Genomic DNA, 18,729 nt, shown 5'->3' with positions numbered 1-18,729 from the left:
ACATGAGCGACGACAGCACGATCCTGACTCCCGGCGACACTTGCTGGCAGGTTGCCCGCGCCGATCGTCTCGCGTGCATCGTCGACGCGGCGGACTACTTCCGCCACGCCAAGTCCGCGATGCTGCAGGCGCGCAGGCGGATCATCCTCATCGGCTGGGACTTCGACACGAGGATCGAGTTCGAACCGGACGAGAAGACGCTCGACGGGCCCAACCAGCTCGGCCGCTTCCTGGCCTGGTTGACGCGCGAACGTCCGGATCTCGACATCTACCTGCTCAAATGGAATATCGGGGCCTTCACCGCGATCGGACGCGGGATGACCCCGATCTTCGTGGTCAACTGGGTGACGGACCGCCGCCTGCACTTCGAACTCGACGCCGCCCACCCGATCGGTTCGGCGCACCACCAGAAGATCGTCGTCATCGACGACGCGCTCGCGTTCTGCGGCGGCATCGACATGACCGTGGACCGGTGGGACACCCCCGAACATCGGGACCGCAACCACTACCGGACGCAGCCGAACGGCAAGCGGTACGGGCCGTGGCACGACGCGACGACCGCCGTCGACGGGGACGCGGCGAAGGCCATCGGCGAACTGGCCCGCACCCGGTGGAAGGCGGCCACGGGGCAGGATCTGGCGGCGGTCGACGAGATCGCGGGACGGACGCCGTGGCCCGAGGGGCTCGAGCCGACGATGCGCGCCGTCGACGTCGGGGTCGCTCGCACACTGCCGGAGCTGGACGACCGGGACGAGGTCCGGGAGATCGAGGCCCTGTACCTGGCCGCGATCGCCGGCGCCGAGCGGTCGCTGTACATCGAGAGTCAGTACCTGGCGTCGCGCACCCTCGCGGAGGCGATCGCCGCGCGACTCCGCGAACCGGACGGGCCGGAGATCGTGCTGGTGCTGCCGCGCAACGCCAACGGCTGGCTCGAGCAGAAGGCGATGGACGGCGCCCGCCGCCGGTTGCTGCACCTGCTCTGGCGGGCCGACACCGGGAACCGGCTGGGCGTCTACTACCCCGTCACGGCGGGCGGTGAACCGATCTACGTCCACGCCAAGGTGCTGGTGATGGACGACCGTCTCCTGCGGGTGGGTTCGTCGAACCTCAACAACCGGTCGATGGGATTCGACTCCGAATGCGATCTCGCGGTCGAGGTCACCGCGGACACGGCGAACGGGGACGAACTGCGGGCGACCATCCTCGGCATTCGCCGTCAGCTCGTCTGCGAGCACCTGGGTGTCCCGGCCGGGCTGTTCGAGGACACACTGACCGAGACGTCGTCGCTCCTGAGCACGGTCGAGGCGCTGCGCGGCGGTGGCCGGACCCTGGAGAAGTTCGAGCCGGACACGGTCGAGGACGAGGACAGTCCGCTGGCCGAGAACGAACTGATGGATCCCGAGCGCACACCGCCGAGCTTCTGGGAGCGGACCAGCCGGGGCCGGTTGCGGCGCAAAGTGATCCGACGTCAGAAGGCGGCCGGTTCGGTGCGGTAGATGCGCCGGTAGTCCTTGCGGAACGCCCGCCGCCCCAGGATCGACCATGCCATCCTGGCGGCGAAAGGCATCTCCGACAGGAACATTCGACGCTCCTCGGGTGTCGCCCCCTGAAGGATGAAACCGAGGAACACCAGCAGCCGGTCCTTGGGGATCGACGCGCGGCCGCGGTCACCCATCTCCTGCCACTCGGCGAGCGTCATGAACTGCTCCGCCATCGGGAGGATGTGCCGCTCCTCCTCGCCGAGGTGCTCGCCCAGCGCCACGGACAGCGCGGTCAGCGTCTTCGCCAGCGGTTCGCCGTCCGCCGCATCCGCCGTGAACGCGGCGCCCTGTGACTGCGCCAGCGACAGCAGTTCGGAGATGCGTTCGTGCTGCTCCTCCATCCGCAGTACCAGCGCCGCGTCGGTGGGCGCGCGGTCGAGCAGCTTCGGCCACAGCAGGTCGTCCTCACTCGAATGATGGTGGTGGAGGGCGGTGGCGAGTTCCTCGAAGAACGCCACCACCTCCGCGGCCCGGGCGGTGTCGCCGGCGGGAACCCGGCGGACGAGCGCGGGCAGCGCGGCGAACTGGCGGCGGAAGCAGTTGTGGACCACCACCATCTCGCGGGTGTCGGGGCGGGTCGTGTGAGCAGTCGAAGTTGTCATGCGATCAAGGGTCGGTTCGGCGTCTTGGAGAGCACTTGGAGGCCACTAGTGCTTACGCTGGGCACGATGGTGCGGATTCGAGTACTCGGGACGCTCGAGGCGGAGGACGAATCGGGGGCGGTGGACCTCGGCGGCCCCCGCCAGCGGGCCGTGCTCGCCCTGCTGCTCGTCGCACGCGGCGAGGTGGTTCCGGTGGATCGGCTGATCGACGACCTCTGGCACGGGGCTCCCCCGGCGCGGGCCGTCGGTGCACTTCAGGCATACATCTCGAATCTGCGGCGGGCGCTGGAGCCGCGCCGCGCGCCGCGCGCGGACTCCACCGTCCTGGTGAGCCGCGCCCCCGGTTACGCGCTCACCCTGCCCTCGTCCGCGGTCGACGCGTGGGAGTTCGAGAGCCTGGTCCGCTCCGCCGCGGGCACCGGGCGGGCCGACCTGGAGCACGCGCTGGGCCTGTGGCGGGGGCCGGCGTTCGCCGAGGTGGCCGGTGAGCACTGGGCGCTCGCCGAGATCGCCCGGCTCGAGGAACTGCGGGTGGTGGCGCGCGAACGGGTGGTGGCCGCCGCCGTCGCGTCCGGCGACGCCGCGGGCGCGGTGCTCGACGCGCAGTCCCTCACCCGGGACCATCCGCTCCGGGAAGAGGGGTGGCGGTTGCTCGCCCTGGCGTTGCACGGCAGCGGGCGGCAGGCCGACGCCCTGGCCGCGTTGCGGGAGGCCCGCAGCAGGCTGGCGAGCGAACTCGGCCTCGACCCCGGTCCCGGTCTGACCGAACTCGAACGCCGGATCCTCACGGGCACCGTCCCGTCCGCACCCGCACCCGCACCCGCACCCGCACCCACCCCCGTGCCCGTCGACACCGCCCCGGACCCCTGGTTCCTCGGCCGCGCCGCGGAACTGGCGACCCTGACCGACCTGATGAGCGATCCCGGCACTCCCGTGGTCCTCCTCGGCGGCGACGCCGGATCGGGAAAGTCGTCCCTGCTGCGCCGGTTCCGTCGCACCCTGCACGCCGCGGGGTGGCAGGTGGCCGTGGGCCGCTGCCCCGAGGTGGACGGCGCCCCGCCCGCCTGGGCGTGGGTGGAAATCCTGCGGGCGCTGCGCGAGACGGTCGACCCCGGTGCCGAGGCGGACGCGCTGGCGCCCCTGCTCGCCGACGATCGTTCGCACGCGGCGCGGCCGGACGACCCGAGCGGACGGTTCCTGCTGCACCGTGCGGTCGCCGACTACCTCGGGACCGTCCGCGATCACGGCCCGCTCGCCGTCGTCCTCGACGACGTCCACCGCGCCGACGAAGACACCCTGTCGATCCTCGTGCGGCTCGCCCAGCAGCGGTCGCCGATCTTGCTGATCCTCGCGTTCCGCCCGGACGAGGTCGACGCGAACCTGGAGAACTGCTTCGCCGACCTCGCGTCGCTGCAACCGACACGCATCCGCCTCGGCGGACTCGGTCCCGAGGAGTCGGCGGAGCTGATCCGGCACGTGTCGGGCCGCGACCCCGACCCCGATATCCTCCGCGCGCTCGCCGAGCGGACCGGCGGAAACCCGTTCTACCTGCAGGAGAGCGCCCGGCTCCTGGACAGTGAAGGCGAGCTGGTGGCCACGTCCGAGGTGCCCGAGGGGGTCCGGGACGTACTCCGCAGGCGGATCGCCCGCCTCCCCGAACTGACCGTGTCCGTCCTGCGACTGGCCGCGGTGGTGGGTCGCGAATCCGACGTCGACGTCCTCACCCGGGCCGCCGAAGTCGGCGAGGACGCCGTGTTCGACGCACTCGAATCGGGCGTGATCGCCGGACTGCTCGGCGAGCCGCGCGCCGGGACCGTCCGCTTCACGCACGCCCTCGTCCGCGACACGCTCTACTCCGACCTCACCCGGCTGCGCAGGAGCCGCTGGCACGCCCGGGTCGGGTCGGCGCTCGAGGAGTTGCGACCGCACGACGTCGCGGCGCTCGCGCACCATTTCACCGAGGCGCTGTCCGCCGCGACCGCACGGCAGGCCCTCGACCACAACGTCGCGGCCGCGGCGCAGGCGGCCGACCGCTACGCCCACGACGCGGAGATCGGCTTCCTGAACGACGCCCTCCGCGCGGCCGACCGGTTGCCGCCGGACGCCGCGGCGTCCGTGGACGAGCGCGTCGACATCCTCACCGAGCTCAGCCGCACCCAACTCGCCGCCGGCATCGGGCTGGACGGGGCCCGTTCGCGGAAGCGGGCCCTGGGGCTCGCCCGGGACGCGGGCCGCACCGATCTGGCGATCCGGGTGCTCGCGTTCGTCGACACCCCGACGCCGTGGATCAACCGGCGCTACGGCGAAGTGGACACGGCCGTCGTGGACCTGATCGAGACGCTGCTGCGGGACGAGGAACCGGAGCCGGCGGTGCGCTGCAGGCTGCTGGTCACGCTGGTCCACGAGATCGGGGCGGAGGATCACGAGCGCACCGGGTCCGCGGTCCGGGAGGCCGAGGTCCTCGCCCGCGACCTGGACGATCCGGTGCTTCTCGGGCTGGTGCTCTGCGCCGTCCACGCCGGCACCGGCTCGCCGACCAGCACACTCGGCGACGAGGTCATCGGCGACGAACTGCTCCGGATCGGCGACCGGACGCAGCTACCGGTGTTCACCATGCTCGGCCATCACCTGCTGGCCGAGATCGCGTCCGGCCACGGTGACATCCCGGCGATCGAACATCACATGGGCCTGCAGTCGGAACTGGCGGACCGGTACCGGTTCCAGCAGGCGCAGGCGACCCGGCAGATGAACCGCGGGATGGTCGCGCACCTCACCGGCGACCTGGCCGCGGCGGAACGCCATTACGAGCGGGGCCACGAGTTGATGGTCCGGGCCGGACTCGACGCGGACAGCGTCTTCGCCCTCGCGGTGTTCACGCTGCGGCTCACCGAGGGCCGGGCCGGCGAATTCGAGGCCGTGATCGCGACGGTCGACAGTGCCGCGACGGACGTGCTCGCCGATCTGCACGCCCTCGCCCTTCTCGGCAACGGCAAACCGGAGCAGGCGCGTCAGGTGCGGCGCCACCTGCGCCCCGTCCGCCGCGACTTCTTCCATTCCCTCATGATGTCGCTGCGCGGCATCGTCGTCGCCGGGCTGGGTGAGCGGGACGAGGCGGCGGCGGTGCACGCGGAACTGAGCCCGTACAGCGGCCAGATCGGGGGCGGCGACACGGCGGCGTTCGCGGTCGGGCCCGTCGACACCGTCCTCGGCGACCTCGAGATGCTGCTCGGCAGGCCCGAGGCGGCGCGCACACACTACGCCGCGGCGCTCGCACTGGCCGAACGCTGCGGCTGCCCGGCCTGGATCGACGCCGCCCGCACCCGGGTGACCACCCACCCAAGCGAGTTCCAAGTGGGTCACTAGCGGCCGGGCGCACAGTCGGAGGCGACAGAAGATCCGGCTTTCCTGGAGGCTCCCCGATGAGTTCCCTGCTCGCCCGCCTCGGCGCGGCCGCCGCGACCCGTCCCTGGCGGGTGATCGCCGCGTGGCTGACGCTGCTCGTCCTGGTGTTCGCCGCCGCGTCCGCGTTCGGCGGCACCAACCACGACGACTACAACGTGCCCGGTCTGCCGTCGCAGCAGGGGACGAATCTGCTGAGCGAACGGTTCCCGGAGATGTCGGGGGCGGACGCGCGGGTGGTCGTGCACTCCGACACGGGCCCGCTCGCCCCCGGCGTCCTCACCGATCTCGGCAGCAGGCTGGCGGACGTGAACGGGGTGAGTGCCGTGTCGCCGCCCCGCCTGTCCCAGGATTCCGACACGGCGGTGATCAGCCTCAACTACCGCATCCCGGTCACGGACTTCCAGGGCAGCGAAGGCGTCGACGCGCTCGAGTCCGCGGTCGCAGGCACCCGGGCGCAGGGACTGGAGGTGGAACTGGGCGGGCAGGTGCCCGAGAACATCTCCAAGCCGTCGGGCACCGCCGAGGCGGTGGGCATGATCCTGGCGCTGATCATCCTGGTGTTCGCGTTCGGTTCCGTGGTGGCCGCGGGACTGCCCCTGGCCGTCGCGCTCGTCGGCGTGGGCATCGGGTCCGGCCTCATCACGATCATGGCCGGGTTCACCGGCATCAGCACCATCGCACCGACCATCGCGACGATGGTCGGCATCGGCGTCGGAATCGACTACGCACTGCTGCTCGTCACCCGGTACACCGAGGGCCTGCGATCCGGGATGCCGGTCCGGGACGCCGTCGCGGCCGCCAACTCCACGGCCGGGACGTCGGTGATCTTCGCCGGGACCACCGTCCTCGTCTCCCTGTTCGGGTTGCGGCTGTCCGGGCTGCCGATGTACGCGTCGTTCGGCTACGCCACGTTCGCGATGGTCGGCATCGTCATGCTCACCTCCGTCACGCTGGTGCCCGCACTGTGCGGGCTGGCGGGTACGCGGGTGCTCGGCAGACGGTCCCGTGCCCGGGCCGACCGTCGCCCGACGTCGCCGCTGACCGAACGGTGGGCGATCCGGGTGAGCCGCCGCCCGTGGCTGTGGGCGCTGACGGCGCTCGGCGTGCTACTGCTCCTGGCGGCGCCGGTGCTGGGCATGCGGACGTGGCCGCAGGACGCGGGCAGCGCACCGGCGGCCAACACGATCCGCCAGGCCTACGACCTGATCGACGCCGAGTTCGGGCCCGGCGCCAACGGGCCCCTGATGGTGGCGGTCGACCTGAACAAGGTTCCGGCAGCCGAGCTTCCGTCGATCGTGCGTGACCTTGCGGCCGAACCCGGGGTGGCGTCCGTGACGCCTGTCCTGACGAACGCCGATTCGACGGCCGCACTCGTCTCGGTGCAGCCGACCACCGGTCCCAGCGATCCCCGCAGCACCGAACTGCTCGATAGGATCCGGTCCGACGCCGCCGACGGCGTCCACGTCACCGGACTCACCGCGGTGTTCGCCGACATCTCGGCCCGCCTCGCCGAACGGCTGTGGCTGGTGATCGCGTTCGTCGTCGCACTGTCGGTGGTGCTGCTCACGTTCGTGTTCCGCGCGCCGGTGGTCGCGGTGAAGGCGGCCGCCATGAACCTGCTGTCGGTGGCCGCGGCCTACGGCGTCATGGTGATGGTGTTCCAATGGGGTTGGGGTGCACAGTTGCTCGGGCTCCCCCATGCGCTTCCGGTGTCGAGTTGGGTGCCGATCCTCATGTTCACCATCCTGTTCGGACTGTCGATGGACTACGAGGTGTTCCTGCTCTCCCGGGTCCGTGAACGCTGGCTCGCCACGGGCGACTCGCACCGCAGCGTCGTCGAGGGACTGGCGTCGACGGGCCGGGTCATCACGAGCGCGGCGGCGATCATGGTCGCGGTGTTCGCCGGGTTCGCGCTCGACGGCGACGTCACCGTGAAGATGATGGGCGTCGGTCTCGCGACCGCGGTCCTCATCGACGCGACGATCGTGCGGATGGTGCTGGTGCCCGCCACGATGTACCTGCTGGGCGACGCCAACTGGTGGCGGCCGGGCGTACGCCGCGCGGCGGCGGCCGGCGGGGGCGGGGCGGCTACGCCCGCAGGCGCTCCACTTCCGCTTCGAGCGCGATGACCCGCCGGTACAGGGCCTGGATGCTCGCCATGCACACCCCGTTCGCGTCCACCATGGCGATGCGACGGTCGTTGGAACCGAGGCCGAATGCGGTGGCGAAATCCTGCGCCATCGGGCCCAGGTGCCGCACCGACTCGTGATCGAAACCGTAGGTCCAGACGCTGACCGGCATCTCGGCGAGGCGGTCGAGCACCTCGCTCGCACTGGCAGGCGGCGCTTGGACGGCAACCCCGCGCTTGCGGGTCAGAACGGAGTGAAACCACGCCAACGGGTGGCGGGTACGGGCCGCTGTTCGCGCCCGCACCCGCCCCCGACTGGTGTCGACCCACACGGAGTCAGTCCGGGAGTTCGCCGACATCGTGCTTGATCGTCGCGTCACTGAGGAGCAGGCCGACCCCGAGGGCCATGACGCCGATTCCGAGTCCGATTGCGGCTCCGCCCAATCCGAGCATGATTCCGAGCATGTTGTCTCCTGTCGTCGATGGTGTACGGGATGTCGTGCCCCCGCTTTGTGAACACCTACGACTCTCCCCGCTCCGGGCCGTCGAGATAAGACACCTCAGGGGTGGTGCAACCCCACCCCCGGACGCGGCACCGGGCGGCACAATGGCGGCCATGACGGAATTACCGGAGTGGGCCCGCACCCTCGACCTCGCCCCGCACCCCGAAGGCGGCTGGTACCGCGAGACGTGGCGCAGTGACGTCACCATCCCCGAGGCGAGCCTGCCGGACGACTATCCGGGGCCGCGGTCGGCGGGCACCGCGATCCTGTTCCTGCTCATGCCCGGACAGCAGTCGGCATGGCACAGCGTGCGCAGCGCCGAGATCTGGCTGTACCACCGGGGCAGCCCCCTGCGGCTCGAACTCGGCGGCGACGGAAGCGAACCCGCGGCCCCCGACGCGCTGATCCTCGGCGCGGACGTGGCGGCGGGTCAGCAACCGCAACTGGTCGTCCCGCCGCGGCACTGGCAGCGTGCGAAACCCGAGGGCGACGAACCGACCCTCGTCAGTTGCGTCGTCACCCCGGGCTTCGACTTCGCGGACTTCCAGCTCTAGGCGCTACGCGCCGAACGCGTCCGGGTCGGGCCCGATGCGCCCGTCGGCCCGGGTCAGCGAACCGACCGTGTTGATCTCGTCGGGGGTCAGTTCGAAGTCGAAGACGTCGAAGTTGGCGGCGATGCGCTCCGGCGTCACCGACTTGGGGATGACGACGTTGCCGATCTGCAGGTGCCAGCGGATGATCACCTGCGCGGTCGTCTTGCCGTGCGCGGCAGCGATCTTCGCGATGTCCTCGTCCTCGAGGACGGTGCCCTGCCCCAGCGGGCTCCACGCCTCGGTCGCGATGCCCTTGCCGGTGTGGAAGGCACGCAGGTCGGCCTGGTTGAGCCGCGGGTGCAGTTCCACCTGGTTGAGCGCGGGTACCTCGCCGGTCTCGGCGATCAGACGGTCGAGGGTCTGCGGGGTGAAGTTGGAGACACCGATCGACCGCGCACGCCCGTCGGCCTTGATCTTCTGGAAGGCCCTGAACGTGTCCACGTAGCGGTCCGCGGACGGCACCGGCCAGTGGATGAGGTACAGGTCGACGTAGTCGAGGCCCAGCCGGCTCAGGCTGTCGTCGAACGCACGGAGCGTGGAGTCGTAACCCTGGTCGTCGTTCCACAGCTTGGTGGTGACGAACAACTCGTCACGGGCGATGCCGGAGTCCGCGAGCGCGCGGCCCACCCCGGTCTCGTTCTCATAGATCTTGGCGGTGTCGATGCTGCGGTACCCGGCCTTCAGCGCCTCGGTGACCGCGGCGTAACTCTCGTCGTCCGGCACCTGCCACACACCGAAGCCGAGGGCAGGAATGCTGTTCCCGTCGTTGAGCGTGACCGTAGGTACAGGACTCTGTGCATTGTTGAAACCCATGGGACTGTCCAACCGGGCACCCGGACCGGATGTTCCCGGCGTCTCAGAATGTGGACTTTCGCGTGTCGTTTCGGTATCACCGGGTAACCCGACGGCATCGGCGTTCAGGTGGTGACGCGCCCGGTGAAAGGGGCGGACATGGGCCTCGGATACACATTGGCCTATCGGTTCAAGATCACGCCCTGGGTGAAGGCGGGCCGGGTCTTCGGGAACCAGATCGAGACGTTGATCGATCCCTTCGACGCACCACCGGGCGAGGTCCTCGACATCGGATGCGGCACCGGTGACCACGCCATCGAAATGGCCCGGCGAGGGTGGCAGGTGACGGGGATCGACACCGTCCAGCTGGCCCTCGACAAGGCGCGGTCCAAGGCACGGAAGGCGGGTGTCGACGTGCGGTTCATGCACGCGGACGCCACCGACCTCGAGCACGCCGTCGGTCGCGGGTACCACCTGATCCTGGACGTGGGGTGCTACCACGGGCTCAGCGACCACGCCCGGGTCGCGTACGCCGAGAACGTCACGACGGTGGCCGAACCGCACGCCACGCTGTTGATGTTCGCGTTCGGGCCGGGACATCGCGGCCCGCTGCCGCGGGGTGTGTCCCGCTCCGACGTGGAGCGCACGTTCGAGAAGTGGAAGCTCGTGTCGGACGTCGACGCCGACACGACCGGCATGCCGGGACCACTCAAGAAGGCCGACCCGCGCTGGTTCCGCCTCGTCAAGCGCTGACGCACCCGTGAGTACTTGTTAACCGCCCGCGGTTAATAAGTACTCACGGGTCCTGGGACAATCATCAGGTGACTGCAACACTGCGCATCAGCGGACTGTCGGCTTCGCGCGGTGAGCGCACCCTGTTCTCCGGCCTCGACCTGACCGTCGCGCCCGGCGACGTGACCGGACTCGTCGGGGCGAACGGTGCGGGCAAGTCGACGCTGCTGACCACGCTCGCGGGGGTCGGGTCCGCGGACGTCGAAGGCAGCATCGTGCTCAGCCCTCCCGACGCCGCCGTCGGCTACCTTGCTCAGGAACCGGACCGGATCGCCGGCGAGACCGTGCTCGACTTCCTGGGCCGCAGAACCGGCGTCACCGAGGCCGAGCACACCATGAACGCGGCCGCCGAAACGCTCGGCGAGTCGGACGAGGATCTCTACTCCCCCGCCCTCGAACGCTGGCTGGCGCTGGGCGGCGCCGACCTCGCCGAGCGCGCGGAGAAGGTCGTGAGCGAACTCGGGCTGGGTGTGCCGCTCGACGCACACATGACGTCGCTGTCCGGTGGGCAGGCGGCGCGCGCCGGGTTGGCGTCGCTGCTGCTGTCCCGGTACGACGTACTGCTGCTCGACGAGCCGACCAACGACCTCGACCTGGTGGGGCTCGAGCAGCTCGAGCGCTTCGTCGCCGAGAGCCGAGCGGCCCTGGTGGTGGTGAGTCACGATCGGGAATTTCTGGCGCGCACCGTGACCGGCATCGTGGAACTCGACCTCGCGCAGCAGCAGATCGCGGTCTACGACGGCAGCTACGACTCGTATCTCGCCGAACGGGAGATCGCACGCAGGCATGCCCGGGAGGCGTACGAGGAGTACGCCGGAACCCGTTCGGATCTCGAGGACCGCGCGCAGATGCAACGGAACTGGATGGAGCACGGAGTCCGGAATGCGCGCCGCAAGGCGAAGGACAACGACAAGATCGGCAAGGGGCTGCGCACCGAGTCCACCGAGAAGCAGGCCGCGAAGGCCCGGCAGACGCAACGCCGGATCGAGCGGCTCGAGGTGGTCGAGGAGCCGCGCAAGGAGTGGGAACTGCGGATGGAGATCGCCGCCGCCCCGCGCAGCGGTTCGGTCGTGGCGACGGCGAACGGCGCCACCGTCGCGTGGGGCGGGGACCGCGAGTTCACGTTCGGCCCGGTCACCACTCAGGTGGACTGGGGTGACCGGATCATCGTCACCGGCGCCAACGGCTCCGGGAAGACGACCCTGCTGAAGGTGCTGCTCGGCAAGATCGCCCTGGACGCGGGCACCGCCTCACTCGGTTCGGGTGTGGCGATCGGCGAGATCGATCAGGCCCGCGGCCTGTTCGAGGGCGCCGAGAAGGTGTCCGACGCGTTCGCGGCGCAGGTCCCGGACTGGCCGGACGCCGACGTGCGGACGCTGCTCGCGAAGTTCGGCCTCAAGGGACACCACGTGCTGCGGCCCGCGGCGTCGCTGTCGCCCGGCGAACGCACCCGCGCCGCCCTCGCCCTGCTGCAGGCGCGGGGCGTGAACCTGCTGGTGCTCGACGAGCCCACCAACCACCTGGACCTTCCGGCGATCGAACAGCTCGAGCAGGCGATGGAGAACTTCGACGGCACGCTGCTGCTCGTCACTCACGACCGGCGGATGCTGGATTCGACGCGCAGCACCCGCCGCTGGCGAATGGACGCCGGCCGGCTGTCCGAGGAGTAGTCAGTCGCCCTCGGCCATGGGCGGCAGCGCCTTGACGAACGGCGGGTCGTAGTCGACCTTCCCGAGCTTCGCGGCGCCGCCGGGGGACCCCAGGTCGTCGAAGAAGTCGGCGTTCGCCTTGGTGTACTCGACCCACTGGTCCGGGACGTCGTCCTCGTAGAAGATCGCCTCGACGGGGCAGACGGGCTCACAGGCACCGCAGTCGACGCATTCGTCGGGGTGGATGTAGAGCATCCGACCGCCTTCGTAGATGCAGTCGACGGGACATTCTTCGATGCATGCCTTGTCCAGAACGTCGACACAGGGCTCCGCGATGGTGTACGTCACGTCTGTAATCCTGTCCTTTCCTGCCGTCCTGCGCGAATCGCCTCTACTCTGCCACTCAATTTCCCAGGGTCAACCTGTCATTTCGGCGCCCGAACTTGTTGTCCACCGTTGACAAATTGTTGGGTTTTCACAACACTTTGTTGCATGAGCCCAGTACGGCGCGGGGACTCCCTGCCCATCTACAACCGCATCGGCGTTCTGCGCGCCGAGCGCGGGATGAGCCGGGCTCAGCTGGCGGGGCTGATCGACGTCAACCCCCAGACCGTTGGCGCACTCGAACGGGGCGACCACTACCCCAGCCTCGACCTGGCGTTCCGTATCTCGTGGGTGTTCGAACTGCCGGTGGAGGCCATCTTCTCCCGCACCGAGTTCGGGCCCCTGTCCACCGAGCTGTACCGCACCGACCGACCGCCGTCCACGACAGGAAGCGGGGAGAGTTCCCATGCCTGAGACCAATCTGATCGAGAGGTACCAGGGGTTCCGGACGCGCAGATTCCTCCAGAACGAAAGCCGTTACCGCACGTGGCTGCCGCGGTGGCGGACGCGCAGCCGCAGGCGAATCCTGGTGGTCGCCCTCGCGGTGACGTTCGTGTTCATGACCGCCGTCGGGATCGTGTGTCATGTCGACATGACGGTCGGCCCGCTGCTCTGGCTGCCCGCGTGCCTGTTGTTCTTCCCGCTGTGGACGATGCTCCAGATCGTGTCCGGACGGCAGGGGGACGCGCCGCGCGACGCTCTCGACGAGTGGGAGATCCAGCAGCGCAACAGTGCCCGCTCGATCGGACTCACGGTCACCCAGCTGCTGACGCTGCTTCCGGCGATGTACCTGATCTTCGTCGGCGCGCTGGACGTCGATCACAGCAACGTGCCGTACGCCGCGGGACTGCTCGTCGTCACCGCGCTGATGGTCGGGGGGTGCACGCCGGCCATGATCCTCGGCTGGACCCGACCCGACCCCGAACCCGACGACCTCACTCCGTAGGAACACCCGCCCTCACTGAACGGGAAGGACCCATGTCTCACACCCTCACGATCGACGGCATCTCCAAACGGTACGGCGACATCGTCGCCCTCGACGACCTGTCCTTCGAGGTCCGCCCCGGTGAGATCTTCGGTTTCGTCGGCAGCAACGGCGCGGGCAAGACCACCACCATGCGCATCGCGCTGGGCGTCCTGTCCGCCGATTCCGGCGAGGTCCGGCTGGGCGGCAAACCGGTCGACCTGGACGTGCGGCGCACCATCGGCTACATGCCGGAGGAACGCGGGCTGTACCCGAAGATGAAGGTGGGCAAGCAACTCGCCTACCTCGCCGAGTTGCACGGTATCTCCCGCTCCGCGGCGCGGGACGCCGTCGCCCGCTGGACCGAGCGCCTCGGCATCGCGGACCGTGTCGGCGACACCGTCGACGCACTCTCGCTCGGCAACCAGCAACGGGTTCAGCTGGCCGCCGCGCTCGTCCACGACCCCGCGGTGCTGGTTCTCGACGAACCCTTCTCCGGGCTCGACCCCGTCGCGGTGGACGTCATGAGCGACGTACTGGTGGAGAAGGCGAACACCGGAGTGCCGGTGATCTTCTCGAGTCATCAGCTCGAACTCGTCCAGCGCCTGTGCCACCGCGTGGGCATCATCAGCCACGGCCGGATGCGTGCCGTCGGCACCGTCGACGAACTGCGCGGCGCCGGCAACGCCCGACTCGAAGTCCACGCCCCGGAGGCGCCGGTCGGGTGGGCCCATCACCTCGACGGGGTCACCACGATCAGTCACCTCGACGGCCGCACGCTGCTGTCCCTCGACGACCACGTGGACGATCAGCTGGTCCTGCACACCGCACTGAAAACCGGACCGGTGCACGAGTTCTCGCTGCACAGGCCCACTCTGACCGATCTGTTCCGAGAGGTGGTCACGGCATGAGTGCCCCACTGAGCCCCGCCCGCGCGATCGGCCTCGTCGCCCGCCGCGAATTCCTCACCCAGGTGGCGAAGAAGAGCTTCGTCATCAGCAACGTGATCATCCTGCTGGCCATCGTGGGCGGCATCGTCGCGTACTCGCTGTTCTCGGGCGGCGACGAAGACCGTGCCACCGTCGGACTCGTCGGCGACCAGTCGCTCGCGCCGGTTCTCGTCGCCACCGGTGACGCGACCGGCACCCCGGTCGACGTCGTCCCGGCCGCGGGCGAACAGGCTGCGCGGGACCAGGTGGGCAGCGGCGACCTCGACGTCGCCCTGATTCCCGGCACCGGTGGATCGGTCACGGCCGTCACCGAATCCGAGCTGAGCGCCGGGCTGCGCACCGTGATCGACGCGGCCGTGATGCAGCAGGCCCAGGCCGGCGCCCTCGCCGCGCAGGGTGTGGACCCCGCGGAACTCGCCGCCGCGACCGGCGGGGCGGTCGTCACCGTCGACGCACTCGACCCGCCCGACCCGGAGAAGGGCCAGCGCGTGGCCCTCTCCGTCGCCGTGGTCGTCCTGCTGTACATGCAGATCATGATGTTCGGCATGTACGTGGCGATGGGTGTGGTCGAGGAGAAGTCGAGCCGCGTCGTGGAACTGCTCCTGTCGACGCTGCGGCCGCTGCAATTGCTGTGGGGCAAGGTGATCGGCATCGGCGCGGTCGGACTCGTCCAGCTGACCGCCTACGGTGTGGCCGGGGTCGCGGCCGGACTCGCGACGGGCGTGCTCACCGTGACCGGGACGGCGCTCGGGGTGCTGGCCGGAACCCTCGGCTGGTTCGTGCTCGGATTCGCGTTCTTCGCCGTCCTCTACGCCGCGGCCGGGTCGATGGTGTCGCGGCAGGAGGACGTCAACGCCACCGCGTCGCCGCTGATGGTCCTGATCGTCATCATGTTCTTCAGCGCCTTCTCGTCGGTGAGCAACCCGGACGGCACCCTGAGCAACGTGCTCAGCTGGATTCCGCCGTTCTCGGCGATCCTGATGCCGCTGCGCATCGCCGCCGGCGTGGCGTCCCCGGTCCAGGTCGTCGTCACGGTCGCCCTGATGCTCGCGGTGACCGCCGCGCTCAGCGTGCTGGCCGCGAAGATCTACCAGCGCTCGATCCTGCGGATCGGCAAGGTCGTGTCCTGGAAGGAGGCGCTTGGGAGGTAGCGAATTCCCGGCGCCCGCCCAAGTTCCCCGGGTAGTCTTCGACTCGTCGATCGATGCTGCTCAGCTGCCGTTTCGGAACGGGGAACACCATGGTCGTCCGCCGCAGGAAGCCGATCGCCGCCGTCGCCGTTGCCGTGGTCGTGTCCATGGCGTCGGCGCTGACGGCGTGCACGTCCGACGAGCCGACCACTGCTGCCGGTGGCAACGCCGGGCCCGACGGCTCCCCCGTCGCCTACGAGGAGCCGGTCAAGCTGTCGAGCGAGAACGGTGTGCTCGAGGTCCGGCTGTCGGCCCACCAGGGCACCGTCGACCTCGACACCGTGTCGGAGCCGGTGTCCCACTTCCTGGTCTTCGGATACGAGGTTCTGCAGGGCACCAGTTCGAACGGCTCGACCACGGGTGACGACGTCTACCCGGCGCCGACGTTGCGCGTCGATCCGGGTGAGCGCCTGATCATCCACTACGACAACGATCTCCGGAACCTCACGATCGAGGACTTCTACGACCCCGCGTTCACACCGGCGGGCGGAGACGTCCCGATCTATCCGCCGGCCCTCGAGTCCGCGCCGCTGAACCTGCACACCCACGGTTTGCACGTGAGCCCGCACGGCAACGCCGACAACGTGCTGCTCGACATCCCCGCCGGGATGGGCAACGTCTACGACTACGCGGTGCCGAAGGACATGCCGAACGGCATGTACTGGTACCACAGCCACCGTCACACCATGACCGCGCAGCAGACGTACGCGGGGCTCGCGGGACTGCTGGAGATCGGCAGGCCCGACGGCAACCTTCCCCTGGTGACGCAGAACGACGTTCCCATCCGCGACATGGCGCTGCAGTACAACTTCGTCTTCGACCGTAAAGGCAACGGCCACCAGCTGAACGACCCGAACTGGCCGCAGTTCGTCAGCACGCTGAAGCCGCCGGAGGGGACCGAGCTCGCCGACGGCACGTACGAGCCCAGCCTGGCGCCCGTGAACTTCTCGAAGACGACGGAGGGGGCCCGATACGTCACCAACTGGTATGCCGGTCCGCTGTCCCCGGCGAATCACCGCGGTCAGAACCAGTTCGTGCCGGGCAATCTGCAGAGTTTCCGCAGCGAGTCCACGAACGTGCCCGCCGATCCCTCGCTACCCGACAACGAGCGCGACGTGCAGTACACGATCAACGGGCAGTTCCAGCCGGAGCTGAAGCTGAAGCCGGGCCAGACGGAGATCTGGGTGCTGGCCAACATCAGCGACTTCGCGTACATGCCGCTCCGGCTCACCGAGACCGCGACGGGCAAGCATCCCCAGTTCTCGATCGTCGGCCAGGACGGCAACCCCTTCACTCAGGTGCAGCGGCCGGTCGGCGGTGACGGAACCCGGCTCGTCATCCCGCCGGGGTCGCGGTACGCGATCGCCGTGACGATGCCGGACACCGGCGATCTGGTGCTCGACATGCCGCCGCTGGACGGCGCGAAACCCGTCACCAATCCCGGCGTGCTCTACACGAACAACGGCACCGGCAACCCGCCGGCCGAACTGGGCACCGTGACCGTCGACCCGTCCGTCATCAGCTACGCGGACGGCTTCTTCACCTTCCCCACCCAGACTCTGGTCCACGTCACTCCCGACAGCGGCGAAGGCCGGACCACGCCGTTCGAGCCCGGCCAGAACCTCGACGCCTACACGTCGTTCGTGGACACGTCGGTGATGACACCCGACGTGAAGCGCACCCTCACGGTGTCCGGCGGGTTCGGCAACGAGAAGGCCAGCAACAGCGACCCGAAGGCGTTCACGTACGAGTTCGACGACAACACGTTCCCGAACATCCCGTTGATCCAGCCGCGCCTCAATTCGGTCGAGGAATGGACGATCACGAACCTCAACAACGACGAGCATCCGATGCACATCCACGTCAACGACTTCCAGGTGATGGAAATCGTCGATCCGATCGCAGGCACCCGGACCGGGGTGCAGCCGTGGGGTGAGGACAACGTCAACGTGCCCGCGCCCGTCACAGACGCGAACGAGAATCCGCTGGTGCCGGCATCGGTGACGCTGCGCACCAAATTCACCGAGTACACCGGCACTTTCGTGATCCACTGTCACCGCCTCAACCACGAGGACAACGGGCTGATGGCCACCGTCAACGTGATTCCCCAGGTGTCGACGTACGCGGTGGCGGTCCCGGGAAGGCCGGGCACCCCCGCCACCGTGCAGGTCCACGACGGCAACGGCGACAAGGTGATCGCCGCCGTCACCCCGTTCCCGGCGTTCGAGGGCGCCCCGACGGTCGCGATGGCCGACGTCAACGGCGACATGATTCTCGACCTCGTCGCCGGGACCGGTGCGGGCGTCGCGCCGGAGGTCGTCGCGTACGACGGCAACGATGTCGGCTCCGGCCCGTTCACCGCCGAGCTGACCCGGTTCGCCCCGTTCGACACCGGCTTCCGCGGGGGCGTGAACGTCGCGGGCGCGGACATCGACGGAAACGCGCTGGCCGACAACATCATCGTCGGCACCGGTCCCGGCACCGAGACGCAGGTGAAGGTGTTCTCGTCCACCCTGACGACAGAGAAGGGCGCGGCACCCGGGACCTTCTCGACGTTCACCCCCTACCCCGGTTCGCAGTCCGGGGTCACCGTCGCCACCGGCCTTGTCGACACCGCCTCGGGCCGGGCAAGCATCGTCACCGCCCCGGGGCCGGGGGAAGCGCCTCGCGTGAAGACGTTCCGGTACGACCTGTTCGAGCCCACCGCCGCGGCGCAGGCCGACGGCACCGCGGACGAGCACGCCGGCCACACCGGCGGACCGAGGACGACGTCGGAGTTCCTGGCGTTCGACGAGAACTACCTCGGCGGTGTCTCCCTCTCGACGGGGTGGGTGGCCGGCGCCGAGGGCGGAGCGAAGAGCATCGTCACCGGCATGCTGGGCGGCGACGGCACCGTCCGGGTGTGGTCGAGCGGGTCACGCCTCGACGGTGAGCCGGGCATGTATCTGGAGAGCCCGAACCACCACTCCGGCGACGTCGTGTTCACCCAGATCGCGTCGTTCGCACCGTTCGCCGGCGGCACCCCCGGCACCGGCGTGCAGGTCGCCACGACCAGCACCACCACGGGCGCCGACCTGCTCGTCAGCGGCGCCGGGCCGGGCGGGGCCGAGGTGCGCAAGTTCGGGCTGGGCCGCCCCGACCCGCAGGCCACGACGCTGGTGCCGCTGCCCCTGGGCACGCTGCCTGCGCTCCCCGCGACGCAAGGGTCCGTGCCGCTCGGCGGCCGGTAGGTGTCGGTG

General features: G+C 69.7%; 16 protein-coding genes. 11 read left to right on the top strand and 5 right to left on the bottom strand.

Annotation, left to right across the window (positions count from 1 at the left end):
* Positions 1 to 2 precede the first annotated feature (2 nt).
* On the top strand, positions 3 to 1,496 hold the full coding sequence (locus tag P3H15_RS30660) for a phospholipase D-like domain-containing protein (RefSeq protein WP_276140660.1): 1,494 nt from the start codon (positions 3 to 5) through the stop codon (positions 1,494 to 1,496).
* On the opposite strand, the gene P3H15_RS30655 is transcribed toward P3H15_RS30660, so the two are convergent.
* A complete protein-coding gene (locus P3H15_RS30655) occupies positions 1,469 to 2,143 on the bottom strand; it encodes a hemerythrin domain-containing protein (RefSeq protein WP_276140659.1) in 675 nt (224 codons plus the stop codon). The genes P3H15_RS30660 and P3H15_RS30655 overlap by 28 nt on opposite strands.
* 66 nt (positions 2,144 to 2,209) lie before the next feature.
* Between P3H15_RS30655 and P3H15_RS30650 the strand changes: the two genes are divergently transcribed.
* Together P3H15_RS30650 and P3H15_RS30645 are read left to right on the top strand one after the other, a co-directional pair.
* Positions 2,210 to 5,506, top strand: a complete 3,297-nt coding sequence (locus tag P3H15_RS30650; protein WP_276140658.1) for a BTAD domain-containing putative transcriptional regulator — start codon at positions 2,210 to 2,212, stop codon at positions 5,504 to 5,506.
* Positions 5,507 to 5,562: 56 nt separating this feature from the next.
* Entirely contained in the window at positions 5,563 to 7,674 is a 2,112-nt protein-coding gene (locus tag P3H15_RS30645; protein WP_276140657.1) for an MMPL family transporter, read from the top strand.
* On the opposite strand, the gene P3H15_RS30640 is transcribed toward P3H15_RS30645, so the two are convergent.
* A complete protein-coding gene (locus tag P3H15_RS30640) occupies positions 7,634 to 8,005 on the bottom strand; it encodes a hypothetical protein (protein WP_072944749.1) in 372 nt (123 codons plus the stop codon). The two genes, P3H15_RS30645 and P3H15_RS30640, sit on opposite strands and share 41 nt — an antisense overlap.
* A 4-nt stretch (positions 8,006 to 8,009) precedes the next feature.
* On the bottom strand, positions 8,010 to 8,138 hold the full coding sequence (locus P3H15_RS30635) for a hypothetical protein (protein WP_009478066.1): 129 nt from the start codon (positions 8,136 to 8,138) through the stop codon (positions 8,010 to 8,012).
* Between the two features lie 151 nt (positions 8,139 to 8,289).
* Here P3H15_RS30635 and P3H15_RS30630 point away from each other — a divergent pair, with 151 nt between their 5' ends.
* Positions 8,290 to 8,730 (top strand): cupin domain-containing protein, encoded by a 441-nt coding sequence (locus tag P3H15_RS30630; RefSeq protein ID WP_276140656.1) that lies wholly within the window; start codon positions 8,290 to 8,292, stop codon positions 8,728 to 8,730.
* Positions 8,731 to 8,733: 3 nt separating this feature from the next.
* Here the strand turns inward: P3H15_RS30630 and P3H15_RS30625 are convergent, their stop codons facing one another.
* Positions 8,734 to 9,582 (bottom strand): aldo/keto reductase, encoded by an 849-nt coding sequence (locus P3H15_RS30625; protein WP_276140655.1) that lies wholly within the window; start codon positions 9,580 to 9,582, stop codon positions 8,734 to 8,736.
* Between the two features lie 138 nt (positions 9,583 to 9,720).
* Here P3H15_RS30625 and P3H15_RS30620 point away from each other — a divergent pair, with 138 nt between their 5' ends.
* Both P3H15_RS30620 and P3H15_RS30615 read left to right on the top strand, forming a co-directional pair.
* Positions 9,721 to 10,314 (top strand): bifunctional 2-polyprenyl-6-hydroxyphenol methylase/3-demethylubiquinol 3-O-methyltransferase UbiG, encoded by a 594-nt coding sequence (locus P3H15_RS30620; protein WP_276140654.1) that lies wholly within the window; start codon positions 9,721 to 9,723, stop codon positions 10,312 to 10,314.
* A gap of 68 nt (positions 10,315 to 10,382) precedes the next feature.
* The gene (locus P3H15_RS30615; protein ID WP_276140653.1) at positions 10,383 to 12,023 is read left to right on the top strand and encodes an ABC-F family ATP-binding cassette domain-containing protein; all 1,641 of its coding nucleotides are present in this window, start codon (positions 10,383 to 10,385) and stop codon (positions 12,021 to 12,023) included.
* Here the strand turns inward: P3H15_RS30615 and fdxA are convergent, their stop codons facing one another.
* Positions 12,024 to 12,350, bottom strand: coding sequence for a ferredoxin (fdxA, locus tag P3H15_RS30610; RefSeq protein WP_005244047.1), 327 nt, complete (start codon positions 12,348 to 12,350; stop codon positions 12,024 to 12,026).
* Positions 12,351 to 12,494: 144 nt separating this feature from the next.
* Between fdxA and P3H15_RS30605 the strand changes: the two genes are divergently transcribed.
* The 5 genes from P3H15_RS30605 (at position 12,495) to P3H15_RS30585 (ending at position 18,720) form a co-directional block, all read left to right on the top strand.
* Positions 12,495 to 12,800, top strand: coding sequence for a helix-turn-helix transcriptional regulator (locus tag P3H15_RS30605; protein WP_072944757.1), 306 nt, complete (start codon positions 12,495 to 12,497; stop codon positions 12,798 to 12,800).
* Positions 12,793 to 13,332 carry a hypothetical protein gene (locus P3H15_RS30600; RefSeq protein ID WP_276140652.1) on the top strand — a complete coding sequence of 180 codons (540 nt, stop codon included), beginning with the start codon at positions 12,793 to 12,795 and terminating at the stop codon, positions 13,330 to 13,332. Before P3H15_RS30605 ends, P3H15_RS30600 begins: the two co-directional genes overlap by 8 nt.
* A gap of 32 nt (positions 13,333 to 13,364) precedes the next feature.
* On the top strand, positions 13,365 to 14,261 hold the full coding sequence (locus P3H15_RS30595; RefSeq protein ID WP_276140651.1) for an ABC transporter ATP-binding protein: 897 nt from the start codon (positions 13,365 to 13,367) through the stop codon (positions 14,259 to 14,261).
* Positions 14,258 to 15,451, top strand: coding sequence for an ABC transporter permease (locus P3H15_RS30590; RefSeq protein ID WP_276140650.1), 1,194 nt, complete (start codon positions 14,258 to 14,260; stop codon positions 15,449 to 15,451). The genes P3H15_RS30595 and P3H15_RS30590 overlap by 4 nt, the downstream gene beginning before the upstream one ends.
* Before the next feature lie 89 nt (positions 15,452 to 15,540).
* Complete coding sequence (locus P3H15_RS30585) at positions 15,541 to 18,720, top strand: multicopper oxidase family protein (protein ID WP_276140688.1); 3,180 nt, start codon at positions 15,541 to 15,543, stop codon at positions 18,718 to 18,720.
* The last annotated feature ends 9 nt before the right edge of the window (positions 18,721 to 18,729 follow it).

This window comes from Rhodococcus sp. T2V (genome assembly GCF_029269925.1).
Classification (GTDB): Bacteria; Actinomycetota; Actinomycetes; order Mycobacteriales; family Mycobacteriaceae; genus Rhodococcus_F; species Rhodococcus_F koreensis.
The sequence above is the reverse complement of the archived record's forward strand: the minus strand, read 5'-3'. Positions and strand labels throughout refer to the sequence as shown.

Coding starts and splice junctions, on each gene's coding strand:
- P3H15_RS30660 (WP_276140660.1), top strand. CDS start 3: ATGAGCGACGACAGCACGATCCTGACTCCCGGCGACACTTGCTGGCAG.
- P3H15_RS30655 (WP_276140659.1), bottom strand. CDS start 2,143: ATGACAACTTCGACTGCTCACACGACCCGCCCCGACACCCGCGAGATG.
- P3H15_RS30650 (WP_276140658.1), top strand. CDS start 2,210: ATGGTGCGGATTCGAGTACTCGGGACGCTCGAGGCGGAGGACGAATCG.
- P3H15_RS30645 (WP_276140657.1), top strand. CDS start 5,563: ATGAGTTCCCTGCTCGCCCGCCTCGGCGCGGCCGCCGCGACCCGTCCC.
- P3H15_RS30635 (WP_009478066.1), bottom strand. CDS start 8,138: ATGCTCGGAATCATGCTCGGATTGGGCGGAGCCGCAATCGGACTCGGA.
- P3H15_RS30630 (WP_276140656.1), top strand. CDS start 8,290: ATGACGGAATTACCGGAGTGGGCCCGCACCCTCGACCTCGCCCCGCAC.
- P3H15_RS30625 (WP_276140655.1), bottom strand. CDS start 9,582: ATGGGTTTCAACAATGCACAGAGTCCTGTACCTACGGTCACGCTCAAC.
- P3H15_RS30620 (WP_276140654.1), top strand. CDS start 9,721: ATGGGCCTCGGATACACATTGGCCTATCGGTTCAAGATCACGCCCTGG.
- P3H15_RS30605 (WP_072944757.1), top strand. CDS start 12,495: ATGAGCCCAGTACGGCGCGGGGACTCCCTGCCCATCTACAACCGCATC.
- P3H15_RS30600 (WP_276140652.1), top strand. CDS start 12,793: ATGCCTGAGACCAATCTGATCGAGAGGTACCAGGGGTTCCGGACGCGC.
- P3H15_RS30595 (WP_276140651.1), top strand. CDS start 13,365: ATGTCTCACACCCTCACGATCGACGGCATCTCCAAACGGTACGGCGAC.
- P3H15_RS30590 (WP_276140650.1), top strand. CDS start 14,258: ATGAGTGCCCCACTGAGCCCCGCCCGCGCGATCGGCCTCGTCGCCCGC.
- P3H15_RS30585 (WP_276140688.1), top strand. CDS start 15,541: ATGGTCGTCCGCCGCAGGAAGCCGATCGCCGCCGTCGCCGTTGCCGTG.